Below are 16,460 nucleotides of genomic sequence, written 5' to 3'. Positions count from 1 at the left end.
CTTTAAGGCACAACCCGAAGGGCCGGGCCTGCTGTTGTGCAGGGCTGCGTTGCTCGAAGCTTATTTGGAATGACCAAACCACGCTTCTCGCGCCTTGCCCTGCACAACAGCAGACCCGGCGCGGGGGGGAAACTAATTGAGAACGCCCCCTAGCGTATAAACCCTAGGGGCAAACCTGGTGGATGTCATTAAGACGTTGGTCGTGCCAGGCAATTTTCTTTTTCAACCGGCCCTGGGGAACAGCACTCTTATGGTCAGAACTCGTTCTGCAGGGCTTTGTAACCGAGCACCAGGTTGACGTTGGTAGGTGCCACGTCCTCGGATAATTTTGAGGCGCTGACGCTTACCGGCGGGAACTGTGACAGGGGTCAGTGTAGGGGCCGACGTTTTCGACGCTCACTGCTTTGCCGAAAATATAGCGGTTTTATCCACGTAGGCGGATTCTGCGATCAGCGGTAGCTCATCTGAAGGGTCTTTCAAATCACGCGCCCCCCAATTCCATCGGCTTTCAGCGACTGCGTCGTGGGCATGCAGACTTTCGGCGTGGATGACCTGGATGTGAAACGCGCTAATGCCAGGTGAGCGTTTCAAGGCCACGTTCAAGCGTCGAGCGGCATCTTCACAGAACATCAGGTTTTGACCGTTGGCCAAAGCGAAGGCTTGTTCGTCGGCCCGCTTTACTGCGGTTTGTACGGCAGTGCCGAGCGCGGCTTCTACGTCATTGATTGTCGCGACCAGCGGCAGTTCGTCCAGATGATTGTCCAGGCGAAGGCGCAATTTCGCAGAGCTGCGCTGGCTATGGGGTGTCGCAACGATGCCTTTGGTGGAACCAAGCCATGCCAAAACATCGGCGTGTTGCAGTGCCTTGTTGGCGAAGTCATCAACGAATTGCTGCTGAATCAGCTGACGGGACAGGGCCGCCGAGCACGGGCAGGTTGAGGAATATGTCACGTCGATTTTTAGTTCCACGTGGAACATCGCGTTTTTCAATTGTACTTCGATGCTGACCGGGTAGCTCTTCCAGCCCGACAGTGGGCTGACCAGCGCCGACCTCTTCAACAGCAGCTCGGTATGAATCTTCAGGTAGGCGCTGGTGGACAGTCCTTCATGACTCTTCAGAAAGCGCTGCAAGACTTGCCGCAGCAACCCAGGGGTGAGGTTCTCCTGTTCAAGTATTTCGAGCGCAAGGTACAACCGCGACATATGGATGCCACGCGCCTCGCCATCATCGAGGCTCACGCCGGCATCGGCCTGTGCGCTAAGGCGTTGGCCATCGAATGAAACAGGAAGAGCAATGCCACACATGCCCACCCACTCCAGGGGCAGGGCTTGACGTGGGGCCTGCGCGGCAATATCCGGTAGCGTCAGCGCGTTCATGAGCAGGTCCATCGTGGAAGTCGAGTTCGTATGTTATGTTATTACATTAGATGCGACCATGCCTTTTTCAAGCCCGACGATTTGATCGGGTATGCCCTGCGAGGAATCCCTGATGCCCAACCGTCTTCCCGTCACCGTTCTGTCCGGCTTTCTAGGTGCCGGCAAAAGTACATTGCTCAATTACGTGCTACGTAACCGCGACAACCTGCGGGTCGCCGTGATCGTCAACGACATGAGCGAAATCAACATCGATGGCAGCGAAGTCCAGCGTGACGTCAATCTCAATCGCGCTGAAGAAAAGCTCGTGGAAATGAGCAACGGCTGCATCTGCTGCACGTTGCGTGAGGACTTGCTGGAAGAGGTCAGCAAACTCGCCAAGGAGGGGCGGTTTGATTACTTGCTGATCGAATCCACCGGTATTTCCGAGCCATTGCCCGTAGCGGAGACCTTCACTTTCCGCGACGAAGACGGGCAGAGCCTGGCTGACATCGCCCGACTCGACACCATGGTTACGGTGGTCGATGGCATGAATTTCCTGCTCGACTACCAGGCTGCCGAAAGCCTCGCTTCCCGTGGTGAAACATTGGGCGATGAGGACGAACGCTCGATCACTGATCTGTTGATCGAGCAGATCGAATTCGCCGACGTGATTCTGATCAGCAAGATCGACCTGATCAGCAGTCGCGAGCGCCAGGAGCTGATCGCGATCCTTGAGCGGCTCAACGCCCAGGCGGAAATCATCCCGATGGTGATGGGTGAAATCCACTTGGAGAAGATACTCAACACCGGCCGCTTCGACTTCGAAAAGGCCGCCCAGGCGCCTGGCTGGTTGCAGGAGCTGCGCGGCGAACATGTGCCAGAGACCCATGAGTACGGCATCGCCTCCAGCGCCTATCGAGCGCGCAGGCCCTTTCATCCACAGCGTTTCTTCAGCTTCATCGATCGGCCGTGGGTGAACGGCAAACTGCTGCGCTCCAAGGGCTTCTTTTGGCTGGCCAGCAAACACATGGATGCCGGTAGCTGGTCCCAGGCCGGTGGGTTGATGCGCCACGGTTTCGCCGGACGCTGGTGGCGTTTCGTGCCGAAAACCCAGTGGCCGCAAGACACGGAAAGTACAGCTGCAATCATGGAAAACTGGACAGCCGCCGTCGGCGATTGCCGGCAGGAACTGGTGTTTATCGGCCAGAACATCGATTTCGCACAACTCACCGCTGATCTCAATGACTGCTTGCTGAACGATGATGAAATGGCGTTGGGTGTCGAGGGTTGGAGGCTGCTGGCCGATCCGTTCGGCCCTTGGCATGCTGGGGTGAGCTAGGCTTACGGCTTGAGCCAGGTTCCCAGGCTCTGGGCTTCGCAAAACGGCTGCAAATACGCCGCATCGGTGGCCACGCCGTAATAGTGAATGTCCTGGCGGTAAGGCATATTGGCTACTTGGGCGTTGCTGCATACGCCGAAGGCACCGGTGGGGCATTTGTCGACGTACTGCACCTCGACTTTCTGCCCGGGCAGGTTTGGTTGACAGAATCCGTCGGCGAACAGTTTCTCCGGGATGGTGCGGTTCTGCTGGCAGACTCTGACGTCGAGTCGCTCAGCCGTACTATGTACCACACATGCTTGGGCCAACACTTCGCCTGAAGCGAGTGCCAACAGCAATGACAATCCCATCAACCGCATTCTTTACCTCCTCAGAAAATACCGACCATGTTGCAGAACATTCCGACCCACGTCATCGCCGGCCCATTGGGCGCTGGCAAGACCAGCCTGATCAAGCACCTGCTGGCGCAACGCCCGGCGAACGAGCGTTGGGCGGTGTTGATCAACGAGTTCGGCCAGATCGGCCTCGACGCTGCACTGCTGACCCGGGACATCGAAGGTATAGCACTGGGTGAAGTGGCCGGGGGCTGTTTGTGTTGCGTGAATGGTGCGCCCTTTCAGATCGGGCTCGGGCGCTTGCTGCGCAGGGCGCGGCCGGATCGATTGTTCATCGAGCCATCGGGGCTGGGCCATCCGGCGCAGTTGCTCAGGCAGTTGGGTGAAGCGCCGTGGCAAGGGGTGCTGGCGGTTCAGCCTTGTGTACTGGTACTGGATGCCCAGGCGCTGGCTATAGGTAAGCCGCTGCCTGCTACTCAACAGGAGACGCTGAGCAGGGCCGGTTTGCTGCTGTTGAACAAGTCCGAACATCTCGATGCCGGTGATAGGCAGCGTATCGCCGCGCTACTGCCGGCACGTCGGTTGTACTGGACGCAGCAAGCCGTGTTGCCGTTGAGCGAATTGCCCGGGCTTGAAACCCAGGCTGTGGCGGGTGTGGATAACTTCAGCGTGCCTCAGGGACTGGCGCAGATGCCCGCGGTCTGGAGTGACCCTGCATTACCGATTTGCCTGAGCCAGGATCAGGAGGGCGGTTGGAGCATTGGCTGGCGTTGGCATCCGAGTCAGGCATTCGATGCGGCGCTAGTTGGCCGATGGCTGGAAAGCCTTGCCTGGCGGCGGGCGAAGCTGGTTATCCACAGCGTCGGAGGGTGGGTATCGGTGAATGCACTGGATAACTCGGTACTGGAATGGCGGCCCAGTGAGTGGCGGCGGGATTCGCGGATCGAGTTGATTTTCAGTGAGCCGCAGGATGTTGATTCGTTGCAGAGAGCTTTGGCGGAATGTCGTTTGGGTTGAAGATCAAAAGATCAAAAGATCAAAAGATCAAAAGATCAAAAGATCGCAGCCTGCGGCAGCTCCTACAGGGGATTGCATTCCACAATGTAGGAGCTGCCGAAGGCTGCGATCTTTTGATCTAGGGACGCCACTTGGTGTGTTCCTGTCGCCATTGGCTCAACTCGATGACCTCGGCACGAGGCTTCACTATGTCGACCACCTCAGGCGTATCGTCGAATGGCATGGGGTAGGGCGCCAGTTCGATCTGTGCGCTGTGGGCCCCGAATTGAGTGATCGTGCCGTTGTGCCGGGTTTCGCCGGTCACGGTGAATTCGAAGTTATACACGCGGGCCAGACGCCGCCGACCGTTGGCGTCTTTGATGAAGGCAATTTTTTTCAGCGCCACGTTGCCGTCCAGCAATTCGATTCCGAGCTTGCTGCAATGCTGCATGACCCGCTCCAGCGCCCGCTCGCGCAAGCCATGGTTGTGCCATAGCCACGCACCGCCAGTGGCGAGCAGCATTAGCACAAAGATATTTCCGAGGGTCAGCATCAAAGGTTGCTCCAACAAGATAGTGTCAGCTTAACTGCGTCGCCGGCCTGTCGTACAGGCTGTGTTTCGTCGCATACTGCGTGGCTTGAATTTCCAATGTTTTACGGAACTCACTGAATGAAACGTACGCCCCATCTGCTCGCCATCCAGTCCCACGTGGTGTTCGGCCACGCTGGCAACAGCGCCGCTGTTTTCCCGATGCAGCGGGTCGGGGTGAATGTCTGGCCGCTCAATACCGTGCAGTTCTCCAACCACACCCAATATGGCCAGTGGACCGGTGACGTGCTGGCCCCGCATCAGATTCCCGAGCTGGTGGAAGGGATCGCAGCGATTGGCGAACTGGGCAACTGCGATGCTGTGTTGTCCGGTTACTTGGGCAGTGCAGCCCAGGGCCGGGCCATTCTGACGGGGGTGGCGCGAATCAAATCGATGAATCCCAAGGCACTGTATCTGTGCGATCCGGTGATGGGCCACCCGGAGAAGGGGTGCAGTGTGCCGGCGGAGGTGAGCGATTTCCTGCTGGAAGAAGCGGCCGCCGTGGCGGATTTCATGTGCCCGAACCAATTGGAACTGGACAGCTTCTCGGGGCGCAGGCCGCAGTCCCTGTTCGATTGCCTGGCCATGGCGCGCGCGCTGCTGGCGCGTGGTCCGAAAGCGGTATTGGTCAAGCATCTGGCCTATCCCGGCAAACCGGCAGACGTTTTCGAGATGCTACTGGTGACGGGAGAGGGCAGCTGGCACCTGCGTCGTCCCATGCTGGCGTTTCCCCGTCAGCCCGTGGGTGTTGGCGACCTGACCTCCGGGCTGTTCCTGGCTCGCGTCCTGTTGGGCGACAGCCTGGTGGCGGCGTTTGAATTCGCCGCGTCGGCCGTGCATGAAGTGCTGCTGGAAACCCAGGCCTGTGCCAGCTATGAACTGGAACTGGTGCGGGCGCAAGACCGCATTGCTCATCCGCGGGTGCGGTTCGAGGCGATGGCGATCAGTTTGTAAGCGGGGTGCGGCGAAAAGATCGCAGCCTGCGGCAGCTCCTACAAAGGAACGCATACCCCTGTAGGAGCTGCCGAAGGCTGCGATCTTTGCTTCAGGCGTCGTCCTTGATTTCCTGATAACGCTTTTCCAGTTCCTGCCGAATCTGCCGACGCTGCTGGGCCTGCATGAAACGACGCTTGTCTTCGCTATTGTGTGGTTGCAGCGGCGGGACTGCGGCCGGTTTGCGCTGGTCATCCACCGCGACCATGGTGAAGAAACAGCTATTGGTGTGGCGCACAGAGCGCTCGCGGATGTTCTCGGTCACCACCTTGATGCCCACCTCCATCGAGGTGTTGCCGGTGTAATTGACCGAGGCCAGGAAGGTCACCAGTTCGCCGACATGAATCGGCTCGCGAAAAATCACCTGATCCACCGACAAAGTCACCACATAGCGGCCGGCATATCGGCTGGCGCAGGCGTAGGCCACTTCGTCGAGGTACTTGAGCAGGGTACCGCCGTGAACATTGCCAGAAAAATTGGCCATGTCGGGGGTCATCAATACCGTCATCGACAGCTGGGCGTTTCCGGGTTCCATAGCGTTCTCACGGGTCAAGGCAGGTTTCGGAAGGGCGCACCTCTGCGGGTGCGTGGTCGGTTTTTTCAAACCACAGTTATCGGGACGCCGGGCGGATGATCGCCGTCACGCCTCATCGATCTGTTTCCATATATTGCACCGCCTTTCTGCCGGAAGTCGCGGTGTTACCCTTCAAATGCCTGCCCCAAGGGCAATTCCTACATCTAAATCGGATTTTTCCCCTGCTCAATCAGACCTTTCCCGGGCTGGTGCTTGAGCAATCGCGACCAAGGAGCCCACACCATGCATGCCATCAGTTTTATTCAGGACCTGGCGGTGATCATGTTGGTCGCGGGTGTGGTGACGGTGCTGTTCCATCGCTTCAAACAGCCGGTGGTCCTCGGTTATATCGTCGCCGGCTTTATCATTGGCCCGCACACGCCGCCGTTCGGCCTGATCCACGACGAAGAAACCATCAAGACCCTCGCCGAACTCGGGGTGATTTTCCTGATGTTCTGCCTGGGCCTGGAGTTCAGCCTGCGCAAGCTGTTCAAGGTGGGCGCCACCGCATTCATCGCGGCATTCCTGGAAATCGTGCTGATGATCTGGATCGGCTACGAGATTGGCCGCTGGTTCGACTGGAACACCATGGACTCGCTGTTCCTCGGCGCGATCCTGGCGATTTCCTCGACCACCATCATCGTCAAGGCCCTGAATGACCTGAAGATGAAGAACGAGCGCTTTGCCCAACTGATCTTCGGCGTATTGATCGTCGAAGATATCCTCGGTATCGGCATCATTGCCTTGTTGTCGAGCATCGCCGTCAGCGGCACGGTCAGCTCCGGTGAAGTCTTTTCCACGGTCGGCAAGCTCTCGCTGTTCATGATCGTCGCGCTGGTCATCGGCATTCTTCTGGTCCCGCGACTGCTGGCCTATGTGGCCAAATTCGACAGCAACGAGATGCTGCTGATCACCGTGCTGGGGCTGTGTTTCGGTTTCTGCCTGCTGGTGGTCAAGCTCGAATACAGCATGGTGCTCGGGGCATTCCTGATCGGCGCGATCATGGCTGAGTCCCGGCAATTGCTGAAGATCGAACGCTTGATCGAGCCGGTGCGCGACCTGTTCAGCGCCATCTTCTTTGTCGCGATCGGCTTGATGCTGGAGCCGATGATCCTGCTGCAATACGCCTGGCCCATCGCGGTCATCACCGTTGCCGTGGTACTGGGCAAGATGCTGTCCTGCGGCCTCGGCGCTTTTATCGCCGGCAACGACGGACGCACCTCACTGCGGGTCGGGATGGGGCTTTCGCAAATTGGCGAATTTTCCTTCATCATCGCCTCGCTGGGCATGACCTTGCAGGTCACCAGTAACTTCCTCTATCCGGTGGCTGTGGCAGTTTCGGTGCTCACTACGCTGATGACGCCGTACTTGATTCGCGCGGCTGACCCATTGTCGATCAAGCTGGCGGCGGTGATGCCGCAACGCCTGAATCGGGTGTTGGGAATGTACGGCGAATGGTTGCGTAGCATTCAGCCTCAGGGCGAGGGCGCGCTGCTGGCGTCGATGATTCGGCGGATCCTGTTGCAGGTGGGGGTCAATCTGGCGCTGGTGATTGCGATTTTCTTCGCGGGCGCGTACTTCGCCGAGCGCATTTCCGCTTACCTGCAAGACTGGATCAGTGACCCGAGCTGGCAGAAAGCGTTGATCTGGGGTGGGGCGCTGCTGTTGTCGCTGCCGTTTCTGATCGCCGCCTATCGCAAGCTCAAGGCGCTGTCGATGCTACTGGCGGAGATGGGGGTGAAGCCGGAAATGGCCGGGCGCCACACACAGCGAGTGCGTCGGGTGATCTCCGAAGTGATCCCGATTCTCTCGCTGCTGGTGATCTTCCTGCTGTTGGCAGCCTTGTCGGCCAGTATTCTGCCGACCAACAAGTTGCTGGTACTGATCGTCGTCGTCGCGGCCGCCGTGGCGGCGCTACTCTGGCGCTGGTTCATCCGCGTGCATACGCGCATGCAGGTGGCCTTGCTGGAAACCCTGGACAACCACAAGGATTCGCCGGGGCATTGACCACCGGGGGCGCGTCAGACGGCTCAGCTTTCCAGCCAGACGTCCCGCGCCCAGTGCCATACCGATTCCCAGGTTTCTTCGGCAATCAGCTCTTCCTCGGCCAGCCACAGCACCACGGTGCCGTCTTCTTCGACCAGGTAGTAATTGTCACCGTCCTGGCAGATCGGGATCATGCTGCGATCGACGCCGGCATCCCAGGCGTTGGCGGCAACGTCCGGCAGGTAGGTGTGGGATTGCGGGTCGGTGACGGTCACCGGCTCCAGGCTGCCGTAGACCACGTCGCTGACGGTCAGCAAAAATTCTCTGAAGACAAACGGAATGTCGATGAACAGTTGTTCCTCGATTTCCACCAGTTGATCTTCCTCGGGCAACTCCAAGGGGACCGGTACCGGTTCGTTGGCTTCACGCAGTTGTTCGATGATTTCTTCCACGTCCGGGATCCTCTTGCTGATGGCGCGGTTTATATGGGGCGGTTTATACAGTAGCTCGCTATAGATGCAACCGCGAAATAGAAAACCCCGGCCGAGGCCGGGGTTTTCATTACAGCATGCTAGGTTCTGTCTGGAACGTGCCTGCGCGTCGATCATACGGCGTTAAAAACAGGTTCGGAATGCTCATTGACTAAAGTCAACTCCGCTTCCTCACCTGTTTTTGCCTTGTCTGATCTTAGCTCGGCACCTTCCAGACAGAACCAGGAGGATATCAGCCGTTCTGGCGGATACCTGCGACCAGCCAAGGCTGGTTCTCGCCCTGCGGACGTTCCATGTTCCAGCTTTCGCTGAACACTTCGCCCTGGTCGAAGCGCGAGGTCTTCGACACACCGCTGAAGGTCAGGGTGGCGATGGTCTTGTCGGCGCGATCATCCACGCCATCCAGCTGGACGTTGAGGTTATCGATGTAGGTGGACTGGAAACCTTCGCCCAGGTCCGCACGTTCGCGCTTGAGGAACTCGAGCAGTTGCGGGGTCACGAACTCGGAGATCTTGTCCATTTCGTTGGCGTCCCAGTGCTGTTGCAGCGACTGGAAGTGGTTGCGGGCGGCTTCAATGAAGTTCTTTTCATTGAACCAGGCCGGGGCATTGATCACCGGACGAGCGGCGACAGGTGCTGCCGAACCGCCGAAGACCGAACCCATGGCTGTTGGCTTCTGCTCGAACGCTTCACGCTGCATCGGCGCGCCAGCCGGAGCCAGGTGCTCCTGCTGCTTGCGGCGACGGGCGGCGATGAAACGGAAGACCAGGAAGGCGATGACCGCCATGATCAGGATGTCGAAGATCTGCATGCCTTCGAAGCCGCCACCCATGAACATGGAGGCCAGCAGGCCACCGGCAGCGATGCCGGCCAGAGGGCCGAGCCAGCGCGAAGCACCGCCGGCCTTGGCGGCAGCGCCAGCGGCACCGGCGGCGCCCGCAGTGGCGGCAGCACCGCCTGCGGCAGAAGAAGGAGCCATTTGGCTGGTCTGGTGAGTCGGCGCAGCGCCGGAGCTCTTGCCGCCACCAAAGCGCTTGGCGTTGGCGTCGAGGCTCATCGTCAGGCCGATGCACAACGCCATGGCGATGCTAAGAAAACGTTTCATAAAGGGAATTCCCATTTGTGGAAGGCACGCGCGCCATGTTGCACAGGTGAAGTGTTACTGGCTAGCGGCAGATTGTTTCGGGCTTTTGCCTGACAGGTTTCGTTCAGCTTCAGTCAGGTCAATAAGGCCTGTTAACTTTGGTCTGTAGGATGAGTGTGTAGGAGCGAGCTTGCTCGCGATAAACCTGAGCACACCTCGGGGTGTCAGGCCTCCAGCGTTATCGTTGACGACTTTCGTCGGAACGCCGCCCGGAGCAAGCTCGCTCCTACAGAAAGCCGAACGCGGGCGTCAGATCGCTTCCAGTTTGGCGTAGCCCAGCATCAGCCACTTGCTGCCTTCGCTGAAGTTCACCTGGACCCGGGCCTGAGCCCCTGCGCCTTCGAAGTTCAGGATCACGCCGTCGCCGAACACGGAATGGCGTACCGTCTGGCCCAGACTGAACCCGGTGTCCGGGATCTCGCTGCCACCAAACAGACTACTGGAGCTCTGCTGCTGCCCGCCACCGAACGGACGGCTGACGCTATTGGACAGGCGCACCTCCTGGATCAGACCTTTCGGTATTTCCCGTACGAAACGCGACACTTTGTTGTAAGTCTCGCTGCCGTACAGGCGTCGGGTTTCCGCATAGGTCATCACCAGGTTCTGCATGGCCCGGGTGATGCCGACATAGGCCAGGCGGCGCTCTTCCTCGAGACGACCGGGTTCTTCCAGGCTCATCTTGTGCGGGAACAGGCCTTCTTCCATGCCCACCAGAAACACGTAAGGAAATTCCAGGCCTTTGGCGCTGTGCAGAGTCATCAGTTGAATGCTGTCTTCGTGCTCGTCGGCCTGGGTATCCCCGGCCTCCAGCGACGCATGACCGAGGAACGCCGCCAGTGGCGACAGGTCTTCGTCTTCTTCCGCGTTTTCGAAGTTGCGCGCGGCGCTGACCAGTTCCTCAAGGTTTTCTACCCGGGCCTGACCTTTCTCGCCTTTTTCCGCTTCGTGGTAGGCGATCAGCCCGGACTGCTCGATGACGGTCTGGGTCATCAGATGCAGGGGCATCTCCATGCATTTGGCGGCGAGGTTCTCGATCAGCTCGATAAATGCCCCGAGAGCGCCCGCAGCGCGCCCGGTCAGGCCTTTATTGGCGACCAGCAGGCGCATGGCTTCCCACATCGACACATCGCTGTGACGGGCATGGTCGCGGATCGCTTCGACGGTTTTCTCGCCGATGCCACGGGCCGGAACGTTGATCACCCGCTCCAGTGCCGCATCGTTGCCACGGCCTTCCAGCAAGCGCAGATAGGCCATGGCATTCTTGATTTCAGCCCGTTCGAAAAAGCGCTGGCCGCCGTAGATGCGGTACGGAATACGCTCGCGCAACAAGGCTTCTTCCAAAACGCGCGATTGGGCGTTGGAGCGGTACAGAATCGCGATATCGCTGCGCGCCAAGCCAGTTTTCAGCGCGCTTTCAATGGTTTCCACCACATAGCGCGCTTCATCATGCTCGTTGAACGCGGCATACAGATTGATCGCTTCGCCTTCACCGCCGTCGGTCCACAGCTCCTTGCCCATGCGCCCTGTGTTATTGGCGATCAGGGCGTTGGCAGCCTTGAGGATCCCGGCGGTAGAGCGGTAGTTCTGCTCAAGACGAATGGTCTGGGCATCCGGAAAATCGTCCGAATACTGATAAATGTTCTCGATTTTCGCGCCGCGCCAGCCGTAGATGGACTGATCGTCATCGCCGACCACCATCAGGCTGTCGCCGCCCTTGGCCAGCAGACGCAACCAGGCGTACTGCACGGCGTTGGTGTCCTGGAACTCGTCCACCAGAATGTGTCGGAAGCGCTTTTGATAATGCGCGAGCAAGCCCGGGTGATCGCGCCACAGGTCGAGGGCGCGCAGCAGCAATTCGGAGAAGTCGATGACGCCGGCGCGCAGGCACGCGGCCTCATAGGCTTCATAAATGTTGCGCATGGTCGCCAGGAACAGGTCGCCGCTGGCTTGAATGTGTTTTGGACGCAGACCTTCGTCTTTCTGCCCGTTGATGAACCACTGGGCCTGACGGGCCGGCCAGCGCTGCTCGTCCAGGCCCAGCTCGCGGATCACCCGCTTGACCAGTCGCTGCTGGTCGTCGCTGTCGAGAATCTGGAAAGTCTGGCTCAGGCCGGCTTCCTGCCAATGCGCCCGCAACAAGCGGTGCGCCAGGCCGTGGAAGGTGCCGACCCACATGCCGGCCGGGTTGATACCCATCAACTGTTCGATGCGATGACGCATCTCGGCAGCGGCCTTGTTGGTGAAGGTCACCGACAGAATCGAGTGAGGCGAGGCGTTTTCGACCTGGATCAACCAGGCGATACGGTGCACCAGCACTCGGGTTTTACCGGAACCAGCACCGGCCAGGACCAACTGACGACCCACGGAGGCAGCTACGGCCTGGCGTTGGGCATCGTTGAGGGAGTTCAGCAGAAGGGAGAGATCATCGCGCATCCGGGCATTCTAGGGGGCGGCGCGACACCGGGCAAACCCCGCTTTGCTTCAGGCGATGAAAGTCATGCGCAGGACGACCGGTCGGTCAGCGGCTGCAAGCGTTGGCGGGACTCGCCTGGACGCTTTTACGGCGGGGAAAGCAGCGGATATTTTTAGCTGTTTTATGACTTGGAGCAGTTTGGTCCGGGCAGTTGCTTGTGTATGCTCCGTGCACGTTTCGGGCTCATGCTCATTATTATAAGAACAAGAACTTTGCCTATGACCCTCAGCTCCGACCTGTCGGGCCCCGCGGTGGAGCCTCGGGTTATCCGCAAACAGTACGCCATGGAAATGGCGGTCGAGCGCACGCGCCTGCTGTATCAAGGCTCATTGCTGCCCACGTTGTTCATGTTGATCAATGGCCTGGTCTGCGCCTGGTTGCTCTGGAGTCCGCAGCGCTACTTTCTGGTCAGCGTCTGGCTGGTGTGGTTGTTGTCGTTGGTGGCATTGCGGGTGATTCAGGTCGCGGCCTTCGATTCAGCGATTCCCAACCGCCAGGCCCATCCCATCTGGCGCCGCATGTTTTTGCTGGGTTCGGCCCTGACCGGCCTGACCCTGGCCGGTGCCGGCATTGCGCTGGTCCCCGCCGACAACTTCATGCAGCAAGCCTGGGTATTCGGTCTGATCGGTGCGGCTGCGCTCTCGGCCAGCGTTGCCTATGCGGTCAGCCTGCCCGCCTTCCTGTCCTTTACCTTGCCCTGCCTGTTGCCGGCCATCGGCTATCTGTTCTGGGGCGGCGATGAGCAGGGACAGGGTTGGGGCTGGTTCGGCCTGATTCTGCTGGGCGCGTTGAGCGTGGTCGCCTGGCAGGTCAATCGGCTGATCGATAGCGGACTGTTGCGGCGCTTCCAGAATCAGGCACTGATCGAGCACTTGCAGCAGGCTCAAAGCGACAGCGACCGGCTCAATTACAAGCTCGCCAAGGAAATCGACCAGCGCCGTCGAGCCGAAGACGAGCTGCGTGCGATTCAAACCGGGCTGGAAAGCCGCATCTCCCAGCGCAGCCTGGAGCTGGACACCGCCAATCAGGCCTTGAGCAAAAGTGAAGCGCGACTGGCGCTGGCGTTGAAGGCCAGTGAGCTGGGGTTGTGGGACTGGAACCTGCAAACCGATGAAGTCCACCACACCCATCTCCAGGAGCTGTTCGGCCTGGAGCCGGAGTGTGTCACGGCGATGCTGCGCCACCTCAAGCCGCGCCTGCACCCCGATGACTTGCCGTCGCTCAAGCGCGCGCTGGTCGAGCACTTGAAAGGCCGCAGCGAGGATTATCAGGTCGAGTACCGCGTGCGCCATGGCGATGGCCATTGGGTGTGGATCGAAGACCGTGGTCGAGCGGTCGAGCGCAGTGACAACGGCCGGGTGATCCGCATGGTCGGCACCCGCCGCGACATCAGCGTCAGCAAAAGCCTGGAAGTGCAGCGGCAACTGGCAGCGACGGTGTTCGAGGCGGCCAGCGAAGGCATCGTGATTTTCGACCCGAACTACGCACTGATCGCGGTCAATCAGGCGTTCAGTCGAGTCACCGGCTATGCGATCGAGGACATGCTCGGGCGCAACGTGGTCGACTTGCCCTGCAGTCGTGATGCCCGCCGGCACTATGCGACGATCCATCAGGCGCTGGAGCAACAGGGAACCTGGCAAGGCGAGCTGGTGGAAACCCGCAAGAACGGCGAGCTGTATCCGCAATGGCTGCAATTGAATACGGTACGCGATGCTCGGGGAAAAGTTAGCCATATTGTAGGCTTCTTCGCCGATTTATCGGCGCGGCGGCAATCTGAAGAGCGCATGCGCTACCTGACCCATTACGATGAGCTCACCGGCTTGGCCAACCGCTCGCTTTTCCGCGAGCGGCTAAGCGAAGCTCACCAGCGAGTGCGCCAAGGCGGCTACCGCAGCTTGGCATTGCTGCACATCAACCTGGATCGTTTCAAACTGCTCAACGACAGCCTGGGCCATGAAGTCGCCGATCAGTTATTGCAAAAAATAGCCCGGCGCCTGGTCAACGCACTGCCCGAGGCGGACACCATCGCGCGTTTGTCCGGCGATGAGTTCGCCGTGTTGTTCAATGCCTACGGCAACCTCTCGAGCCTGGCGCGAGTAGCGACGCGCTTGTCGACCAAGTTGCGTGTGCCGATAACCGTCGAGGGGCACGAATTGGTGGTGAGCGCTTCAATGGGCATCAGTCTGTTGCCGGACAACGCCAGGGAAATTTCCGCGCTGGTCAGTCAGTCGAACATCGCCATGCAGCATGCCAAGCACTTGGGCGGCAATAATTTCCAGTTCTACACCGACAGTCTGCAAGCCAGCACGCTGGAGCGCCTGCAGCTGGAAAATCAGCTGCGCAAGGCCATCGAAGAAAAGCAATTGAAGGTGTTTTACCAACCCAAGCTATGCCTCGCCACGGGCCGGTTGAACGCTGCCGAGGCGCTGGTGCGCTGGGATCATCCGACCATGGGTAGCATTGCGCCAGGGGATTTCATTGGCCTGGCCGAGGAAACGGGTCTGATTGGCCCTATTGGCGAATTCGTGTTGCGCCAGGCCTGCTGGCAAGCCTGCGAGTGGCAACGTCAGGGGCTTGCGCCGATTCGAATGTCGGTCAACCTGTCGGTGCATCAATTGCGGCATGGCAAACTGGTCAGCCTGGTGCGTCAGGTGCTGGAAGAAACCGGCCTGGCGCCGCACAACCTGGAGCTGGAGCTCACCGAAAGTCATTTGCTGGACAGCGTCGAGCACATCATCGCCACCTTCCAGCAGCTGCGAAATCTTGGGGTAAAACTGGCGATTGACGATTTTGGTACCGGTTATTCGTCCCTGAGCTACCTCAAGCGCATCCCGGTGGATTACGTGAAGATCGATCAGGCGTTTATCCGTGGTCTGGGGGAGGGCACTGTGGATGCGGCGATTACCCGGGCAATTATTGCCATGGCTCATGGACTGTCATTGAAAGTCGTGGCTGAAGGGGTCGAGCGGCCGGAGCAGCTGGAGTTTTTGAAGGCTGAGCGCTGCGATGAGGTGCAGGGCTATCTGATCAGTCGGCCCGTCGAGGCCGACGGCCTGTTGCAACAGCTGCGTGCGGACGCGAAGCCCTTCTAAGGGCTACATGGAGCGCATAGGGCGTGAAATGGGGGCATCGAGTTACGCATTGAGCAGGCAAAAAGCCGATTCATGTAGTATAACTACAAGCTTGCTACATCCCCGGCACCTGCCAATAACAAAGAGTCGACCCCTTTGAATCTGCTGCAACACATCGCCCAGTCTCGCCACCTGTTACGCAAGTCGGAGCTCAAGGTCGCCGACCACGTGCTGCTTGACCCTGCGGCAGTGATGCACAGTTCCATGGCCGACCTTGCCCATAGCGTGGGCATCAGTGAACCGACGATCGTGCGGTTCTGCCGCGCCATCGGGTGCTCCGGGTTCCAGGATTTGAAGCTGAAGCTGGCGCAGAGCCTGGCGGCGGGTGCGAGCTTCGGGCAGTTCGCGATCCATGAAGACGATTCGGTCGCTGACTACAGCCTGAAAATCTTCGACACCACCCTGCACACCCTGATGGAGGTCCGCGAGCGGCTCGATCCGGTGGAGTTGCAGCGCGCCGTGACACTCATGTCCCAGGCCCAGCGTGTGGAGTTCTACGGCTTTGGGGCATCGGGTGCGGTGGCGGCGGATGCCCAGCACAAGTTTTTCCGCTTGCTGCTGACCGCGGCGGCGTACTCCGACCCGCACATGCAGGCGATGTCGGCGGTGACCCTGAAGCCGACCGACGTGGCGATCTGCATTTCCCAGTCCGGGCGCTCCAAGGACCTGTTGATCACCGCCAACCTGGTGCGTGAAAGCGGCGCCTCGCTGATCACCCTGTGCCCGAGCCAGACACCCTTGGCCGAGCTGTCGACCGTCAATCTGGCGATCGACGTGCATGAAGACACCGAAATCTATACACCGCTGACTTCGCGCATTGCCCACCTGGTGGTGATCGACGTATTGGCGATGGGCGTGGCCATGGCGCGTGGGCCGAGCCTGGTCAACCACCTCAAGAGCGTCAAGCGCAGCCTGCGCAGCTTGCGACTGTCGCCCAAGTCGGTGAAAGCCCTCGACGACTGATTCTGATCTCAGATGGCTGGAAGGTCGTTCCGACCTTCATTCGCGGGCAAGCCCGCTCCCACAGGGTTCATGGTGTTCACGCATTTTGTG

Annotated in this window: 13 protein-coding genes and 1 pseudogene; 6 read left to right on the top strand and 8 right to left on the bottom strand. The window is 59.5% G+C overall.

The annotated features are described in order from the left end of the window. Window positions 1-254: 254 nt before the first annotated feature. Both ACA062_RS32960 and folE2 read right to left on the bottom strand, forming a co-directional pair. Window positions 255-382 (bottom strand): annotated as a pseudogene (locus ACA062_RS32960) (carbonate dehydratase); the annotation flags it as partial. Between the two features lie 14 nt (window positions 383-396). Then, complete coding sequence (folE2, locus tag ACA062_RS32955) at window positions 397-1,377, bottom strand: GTP cyclohydrolase FolE2 (RefSeq protein ID WP_497454659.1); 981 nt, start codon at window positions 1,375-1,377, stop codon at window positions 397-399. A 112-nt stretch (window positions 1,378-1,489) separates the two neighbouring features. Here folE2 and zigA point away from each other — a divergent pair, with 112 nt between their 5' ends. After that, window positions 1,490-2,695, top strand: a complete 1,206-nt coding sequence (gene zigA, locus ACA062_RS32950; RefSeq protein ID WP_497454658.1) for a zinc metallochaperone GTPase ZigA — start codon at window positions 1,490-1,492, stop codon at window positions 2,693-2,695. 2 nt (window positions 2,696-2,697) lie between these two features. Here the strand turns inward: zigA and ACA062_RS32945 are convergent, their stop codons facing one another. Continuing rightward, the gene (locus tag ACA062_RS32945; protein WP_497454657.1) at window positions 2,698-3,054 is read right to left on the bottom strand and encodes an NADH:ubiquinone oxidoreductase; all 357 of its coding nucleotides are present in this window, start codon (window positions 3,052-3,054) and stop codon (window positions 2,698-2,700) included. A 27-nt stretch (window positions 3,055-3,081) separates the two neighbouring features. On the opposite strand from ACA062_RS32945, the gene ACA062_RS32940 reads away from it, so the two are divergent. Next, entirely contained in the window at window positions 3,082-4,047 is a 966-nt protein-coding gene (locus ACA062_RS32940; RefSeq protein WP_497454656.1) for a CobW family GTP-binding protein, read from the top strand. Between the two features lie 118 nt (window positions 4,048-4,165). On the opposite strand, the gene ACA062_RS32935 is transcribed toward ACA062_RS32940, so the two are convergent. After that, on the bottom strand, window positions 4,166-4,579 hold the full coding sequence (locus tag ACA062_RS32935) for a DUF3301 domain-containing protein (RefSeq protein WP_497454655.1): 414 nt from the start codon (window positions 4,577-4,579) through the stop codon (window positions 4,166-4,168). Window positions 4,580-4,696: 117 nt separating this feature from the next. On the opposite strand from ACA062_RS32935, the gene pdxY reads away from it, so the two are divergent. After that, window positions 4,697-5,569, top strand: coding sequence for a pyridoxal kinase PdxY (pdxY, locus tag ACA062_RS32930; protein WP_064680497.1), 873 nt, complete (start codon window positions 4,697-4,699; stop codon window positions 5,567-5,569). 91 nt (window positions 5,570-5,660) lie between these two features. Here pdxY and ACA062_RS32925 read toward each other — a convergent pair whose 3' ends face one another. Further along, window positions 5,661-6,143, bottom strand: a complete 483-nt coding sequence (locus tag ACA062_RS32925; protein ID WP_497454654.1) for an acyl-CoA thioesterase — start codon at window positions 6,141-6,143, stop codon at window positions 5,661-5,663. A gap of 282 nt (window positions 6,144-6,425) precedes the next feature. On the opposite strand from ACA062_RS32925, the gene ACA062_RS32920 reads away from it, so the two are divergent. After that, window positions 6,426-8,189, top strand: a complete 1,764-nt coding sequence (locus tag ACA062_RS32920) for a cation:proton antiporter (RefSeq protein WP_497454653.1) — start codon at window positions 6,426-6,428, stop codon at window positions 8,187-8,189. A 23-nt stretch (window positions 8,190-8,212) separates the two neighbouring features. Here the strand turns inward: ACA062_RS32920 and ACA062_RS32915 are convergent, their stop codons facing one another. The 3 genes from ACA062_RS32915 to uvrD form a co-directional block, all read right to left on the bottom strand. Beyond that, the gene (locus ACA062_RS32915) at window positions 8,213-8,620 is read right to left on the bottom strand and encodes an SMI1/KNR4 family protein (RefSeq protein WP_497454652.1); all 408 of its coding nucleotides are present in this window, start codon (window positions 8,618-8,620) and stop codon (window positions 8,213-8,215) included. A gap of 271 nt (window positions 8,621-8,891) precedes the next feature. After that, window positions 8,892-9,764, bottom strand: a complete 873-nt coding sequence (locus ACA062_RS32910; RefSeq protein WP_497454651.1) for a Tim44 domain-containing protein — start codon at window positions 9,762-9,764, stop codon at window positions 8,892-8,894. Between the two features lie 288 nt (window positions 9,765-10,052). Further along, entirely contained in the window at window positions 10,053-12,236 is a 2,184-nt protein-coding gene (gene uvrD, locus ACA062_RS32905) for a DNA helicase II (protein ID WP_497454650.1), read from the bottom strand. A 258-nt stretch (window positions 12,237-12,494) separates the two neighbouring features. Between uvrD and ACA062_RS32900 the strand changes: the two genes are divergently transcribed. Further along, window positions 12,495-15,368, top strand: coding sequence for an EAL domain-containing protein (locus ACA062_RS32900; protein ID WP_497454649.1), 2,874 nt, complete (start codon window positions 12,495-12,497; stop codon window positions 15,366-15,368). A gap of 135 nt (window positions 15,369-15,503) precedes the next feature. Continuing rightward, on the top strand, window positions 15,504-16,370 hold the full coding sequence (gene hexR / locus ACA062_RS32895; protein ID WP_028620399.1) for a transcriptional regulator HexR: 867 nt from the start codon (window positions 15,504-15,506) through the stop codon (window positions 16,368-16,370). Window positions 16,371-16,460: the final 90 nt, after the last annotated feature.

This window comes from Pseudomonas sp. LBUM1679, assembly GCF_059695565.1.
The sequence above is the reverse complement of the archived record's forward strand: the minus strand, read 5'-3'. Positions and strand labels throughout refer to the sequence as shown.